Genomic DNA, 5010 nt, shown 5'->3' with positions numbered 1-5010 from the left:
CGCGCCGGCACCCCCCCCCGTGGCCCCCCCGCCACCCCCCTTAAGTCGAGTGGGGGGGGGGCCCCCGCCCGGCCCCCCCCCCCCCCGGGGGCCCCCCCCGGGGGGGGGGGGGCGGCGCGGGAGGGCGGTGCGCTTCGGAAGCCGTCGGACCACGACGTGCCGCCCAAAAAACCACCTGGGCCCGAAGCCGGCCATCGGTCAGTAGGTGAGCCGGGCCAGGAGCAGGTCCGTCAGCTCGACCACGACCTCGTCGAACTCGGCCGCGACGTAGCCCGCGGCCCAGTCGTGCAGGAGCGCATTGACCGCGCCGATGAAGGCCGCGGTCGTCAACGTCCAATCCCGGCCGGCCACTTCGCCGCGACCGGCGGCCTGGTCCGCCTCGGCCGCGAGCAGTGCGGCCCAGCGCGCGCGGCGGTCGGCGCGGAGCCGCTCCAGCGTCGGGTTGACGCCGACGATCTGGACGTAGGCGATCTGCGCCCAGCGGGCGTCGCCCGCCGTCACCCGCGCGTAGGCGCCGAGGCCGGCCCGGACCCGGGCGGACAGTGCCGCCGCCGGGTCGAGTGCGCCCAGCGCCGCCAGCACCTCCGCCTCCGCCCGGTCGTTCACCGAGACGTACATGCGCGTGAGCACCTCCTCCAATGTCCGGAAGTGCTCGTAGAACTGACGTGTCGACAGTCCCGCCGCGCCACAGAGAGCCGCCACGGTGGTCCCCCGGTAGCCGGGCTCGCCACCCATCAACTCCAGTGCGGCGTCGAGCAGTCGGCGCTCCCGCTCCTCGCGGCGCTCGTCGACGCTCCGGCCCCGATAGCGACTTCCGGCTCTCATGCACCAAGTATCGCGGCCGCGTGGATCTTTGAAAACAGCCGTTGTCAGATCCCTTGTCGTGTACCTGAGTTACTCCTACTCTCCGGTAGGGCCACATGTGAAGCGCATCGTTTTCACATCGGGTCGCACCCCCTCCACCCCCAAGGGAGTTCCCCCATGCGCAACCGACTCAGGAGCACCGTCGCCGCGCTCGTCTGCGCGCTGACCGTCGCCGTCGCCGCCCCCACCGCCTCGGCCGCCCCCACCGCTCCCTCCGCCTCCACCTCCTCCATCCCCGACTCCGGCTGGAACGACTGGTCCTGCCGCCCGAGCGCCGCGCACCCCGAGCCCGTCGTGCTGGTCCACGGCATGGGCGGCAACGGGGTGGACAACTTCCTCACCCTCGCCCCGGCCCTCGTCGCCCACGGCTACTGCGCGTACTCCGAGACGTACGGGCAGACCGTCCTCGGGCCCCTCGCGGGTGGCCTGGCCCCGATGGCCGGCAGCGCGGCGGAGCTGGGCGCCTTCGTCGACCGGGTCCGCGCCGCCACCGGTGCCGCGAAGGTCGACATCGTCGGCCACTCCGAGGGCACCACCGTCCCCGCCTACTACATGAAGGTCCTCGGCGGCGCCGCGAAGGTCGACCGTTTCGTCGGCTTCGGTTCCAACTTCCAGGGCACCACCCTCGACGGCCTGGGCGCCCTCGCCTCCGCCATCCACCTCCAGGCGATCCTCGACGGCATCGGCTGCGGCGCCTGCGCGGACTTCCTGCCCGGCTCCGCCTTCCTGACGAAGCTCGACGACGGGCCGGTGGCCGTGCCCGGCCCCGTCTACACCAGCATCGTCTCCCGCTACGACCAGGTCGTCACCCCGTACACGAGCGGCCTGCTCGACGGGCCGAACACCACGAACATCGTCCTCCAGGACGTCTGCGGACTGGACTTCACCGGGCACGTCGGCCAGGCCGTCGACCCCAACGTGACCCAACTGGTCCTGAACGGGCTCGATCCCGCGCACGCCGCACCGTTCGTCTGCCTCCCCTTCTTCGACTTCGGCGTCTGAGACCAACGCGGCCACGCGGTCAGCCCGTGACGGCTCTGGACCAGGGGCGGGCCCGGTGCGAGCATGACGTGTAGCCGTCAGGTGGCACCCAGTCACCTCACAGACTCCCGTACAGGGGGGATCATGCGCATCGGCGCCCGCGTGCGCGCGGCATCCACCGCCCTCGCCGTCATCACCACCAGCCTCACCTTCGCCGTCGTCGGCACCGGCACGGCACACGCCGGCTCCACGTCCTGTGCCGCCGTCCTCGGCGGCGGCCAGTACATCCGGGCCGGTGGGCGGACGATCGGCAACCTCTACCTGGCCTGGAACTACTGCGATCCCACCAACAAGGTCGCGTACACCGAGGTCAACATCTGGAACACCAACTTCGTCAACGGCAACTGGCACAACGGCCTGATCGACGTGAAGTCCAGCTCGGACCACGCGTCGAACGCCGGCTCGCCCCAGCCCAACGCCGGCAGCTGGTGGTGGGACTCCGGGTTCATCAAGGTGGCCCCGAACGTGCACAACGACCGCCGCTACCACGGCAGCATGAACTTCAACGCCGGCGGTCACCAGTGCTGGGGGGACACCCCGACGTGGGACTTCTCCGGCGCCGGGGTCGTCGCGGCCGGCTCGGTGCACTGCACCTGACTCCCGGGGCGGGTCCCGTTGCCCACGGGACCCGCCGTGGCCCACGGGTCCCGCCGTCGCCGACGGGACCCGCCCCGGTCACACCGCCAGGCGGCGGACGGCGAGTTCGGCGTAGAGCGCGCTGCCGTCGGCGAGCACCTCGTCGTCGAACTCCGCGTACGGCGAGTGGTTGGGGGCCCGGTCCCCGGGGTCGCTCCCCTTCGGGGCCGCGCCGAGCATCACGAACGAGCCGGGGACGGCGTTCAGGACCCTGGAGAAGTCCTCCGAGGCGGTCAGCGGGTTCGCCATCGTCCGGAAGCGCTCCTCGCCGAACACCTCCCGGACGGTGTCCGCCAGGAAGTCCGTCTCGGCCGCGTCGGTCTCCGTCACCGGGTACTCGGGACGGAACTCGGCCTCCGCCCGCAGCCCGTGGGCGGCGGCGACGGACCCGACCAGCTCGACGGCCGCCTCCGCGACCCGGGACTGCGCCTCGGCGGAGAACGTCCGCACGGTCGCCTCGAAGCGGGCGGTCTCGGGGATCACGTTGCGCCGCGTGCCGGCCCGGAAGAGCCCGACGGTGATCACCACCGGGTCGAACACGTCGAAGCGGCGGGTCACCATGGTCTGCAGGGCCGTGACCATCTCGCAGGCCGCCGGAACGGGGTCCTTCGCCCGGTGCGGCGCCGAGCCGTGTCCGCCCGCGCCGTGGACGGTGACGTGCAGCGAGGCCGACGCGGCCATCATCGGGCCGCGCCGGGCGGTGAACTCCCCGTGCGGCATCGTCGCCACCACGTGCACGCCGTAGGCGGCGGCAGGGCGTCGGCCGGCCGCGTCCAGCACGCCCTCGGCGAGCATGGCCCCCGCGCCGTCCCACCCCTCCTCCCCCGGCTGGAACATGAAGACCACGTCGCCCTGGAGGCGCTCGCGCCGCGCGGCCAGCAGGTGCGCGGCACCGGCCAGCATCGCCGTGTGCAGGTCGTGTCCGCAGGCGTGCATGGCACCGTTCCCGGCGGCGAACGGCACCGGGGCCTTCTCGGCGACCGGCAGGGCGTCCATGTCGCCGCGCAGCAGCACCGTCGGCCCCGGGCGGGCGCCGCGCAGCACCGCCGTGACCGAAGTCAGCGCGCCGCCGAGGCCGATCTCCAGCGGCAGCCCGTCGAGCGCCGCCAGCACGCGCTCCTGGGTGCGCGGCAGGTCGAGGCCCACCTCGGGGAGGCGGTGCAGGTCGTGGCGGAGCCGGACCAGGTCCGGGGCCAGCGCGAGCGCGTCGTCGTACAGGGAGTCGTGCGGGGCCACGGGTACCTCCGAAGCGAGTCCGAGTCCGGGTCGTGCGGCGGGGAGCATACCCACCCCACGCCCGGCCGACGACCCGTCGGCGAAGGAAGACCGGATCCTCCAGGCTCTTCGCCGCGCGCCGATGAGTTCCGGCGCCGCGACCGGTCCAACCTGACGGGACGACCGACACCGAGCTCGTAGGGAGCACCTCATGAGGAAGATCACCGCCGGCCTGTTCATCGCCGCCGACGGCGTCGTGGAAGCGCCGGACCGGTGGCACTTCCCGTACTACAACGAGGAGCTGGGCGCGGCCGTCAACGCCCGGCTCGGCTCGGCGGACACCCTCCTGTTCGGCCGCGCCACCTACGAGAACTTCGCCGGGGCGTGGCCCTCCCGGGAGAGCGGCCCGGTCGACGCGGGCGACGTCGCGGCGGCGGTCGCCGAGGTGTCCCAGCTGTCCCGGATGGCCAAGGCGCTCGGCGACGCCCGCAAGCTCGTGGTGTCGCACTCCCCGCTGACGTTCACCTGGCGCAACTCCGAGCAGCTGCGGGGCGACCTCGTCGAGGCCGTCACCGAGCTGAAGAGCGGGCCCGGCGGTGCCGTCGCGATGTCCGGCTCGGTCTCCGTCGTCCGCCAACTGCTGGCCGCCCGGCTCCTCGACGAGCTCCACCTGTTCGTCCACCCGATCGCGGTCGGCCACGGGCAGCGCCTGTTCGCCGACTCCGCCACGCCGCTCCCGCTCACGCTGCTGAGCTGCGAGGCCTTCCGGACGGGCGTCCTGCACGTCGTCTACGGCCCCGCCGAGGGGGCGTAGCCGCCGGTCCCGTCCGCCTCCCCGCACGCAGGAGTCGGCCGTGTCGACTTCCTGCGCGGGGGCGTGACGTGGTGGCATGAAGTGGTGGCATGACGTGGTGGCGTCAAGGACCCGTCAGCAGCGCATCAGTGCTTCGTCAGGGCGGGTGAAGGCGCTTGCCCCGGGCCGTCCCCCGGGCTTTGATGATGGGCATGCACCGCTCGACACGCCATCACGACCGCCCGCCGCATAGTCGGCCGCGGATCGTCGCTGTCGCCGTCGCGGTCGCCACCACCGTCCGGTAACACCGAGCGCTACCCCGCTCGGCGCCGGCCGCGTGCGCACGGGCTTCTCGCCGCTTCGTCCGGCCCGGCCCCTGCGCCGATCCCCGCCGTGCGACCCCCCCCCCCGCCGGGCCCCCGCCCGGGGGCGGGCCTGGGGGAACGCGCTCCGAAGCCCCG

Annotated in this window: 5 protein-coding genes; 3 read left to right on the top strand and 2 right to left on the bottom strand. The window is 73.5% G+C overall.

All coding sequences use genetic code 11. From position 1 onward, the window contains the following. Nucleotides 1-198 precede the first annotated feature (198 nt). The gene (locus tag ACFV4F_RS17385; protein ID WP_380503279.1) at nt 199-825 is read right to left on the bottom strand and encodes a TetR/AcrR family transcriptional regulator; all 627 of its coding nucleotides are present in this window, start codon (nt 823-825) and stop codon (nt 199-201) included. Nucleotides 826-981: 156 nt separating this feature from the next. Here ACFV4F_RS17385 and ACFV4F_RS17380 point away from each other — a divergent pair, with 156 nt between their 5' ends. Together ACFV4F_RS17380 and ACFV4F_RS17375 are read left to right on the top strand one after the other, a co-directional pair. Further along, nucleotides 982-1866 carry a lipase family alpha/beta hydrolase gene (locus ACFV4F_RS17380; RefSeq protein ID WP_380503276.1) on the top strand — a complete coding sequence of 295 codons (885 nt, stop codon included), beginning with the start codon at nt 982-984 and terminating at the stop codon, nt 1864-1866. A gap of 123 nt (nt 1867-1989) precedes the next feature. Beyond that, nucleotides 1990-2502, top strand: coding sequence for a hypothetical protein (locus tag ACFV4F_RS17375; protein ID WP_380503273.1), 513 nt, complete (start codon nt 1990-1992; stop codon nt 2500-2502). A 78-nt stretch (nt 2503-2580) separates the two neighbouring features. On the opposite strand, the gene ACFV4F_RS17370 is transcribed toward ACFV4F_RS17375, so the two are convergent. Beyond that, on the bottom strand, nt 2581-3777 hold the full coding sequence (locus ACFV4F_RS17370; RefSeq protein WP_380446197.1) for a M20 family metallopeptidase: 1197 nt from the start codon (nt 3775-3777) through the stop codon (nt 2581-2583). Between the two features lie 190 nt (nt 3778-3967). Between ACFV4F_RS17370 and ACFV4F_RS17365 the strand changes: the two genes are divergently transcribed. After that, nucleotides 3968-4570, top strand: coding sequence for a dihydrofolate reductase family protein (locus ACFV4F_RS17365; RefSeq protein ID WP_380503270.1), 603 nt, complete (start codon nt 3968-3970; stop codon nt 4568-4570). Nucleotides 4571-5010: the final 440 nt, after the last annotated feature.

It is taken from the genome of Kitasatospora sp. NPDC059722 (genome assembly GCF_042733235.1).
Lineage (GTDB): Bacteria > Actinomycetota > Actinomycetes > Streptomycetales > Streptomycetaceae > Kitasatospora.
Note: the sequence above shows the minus strand (reverse complement) of the source record. Positions and strands in the feature narration are given on the sequence as shown.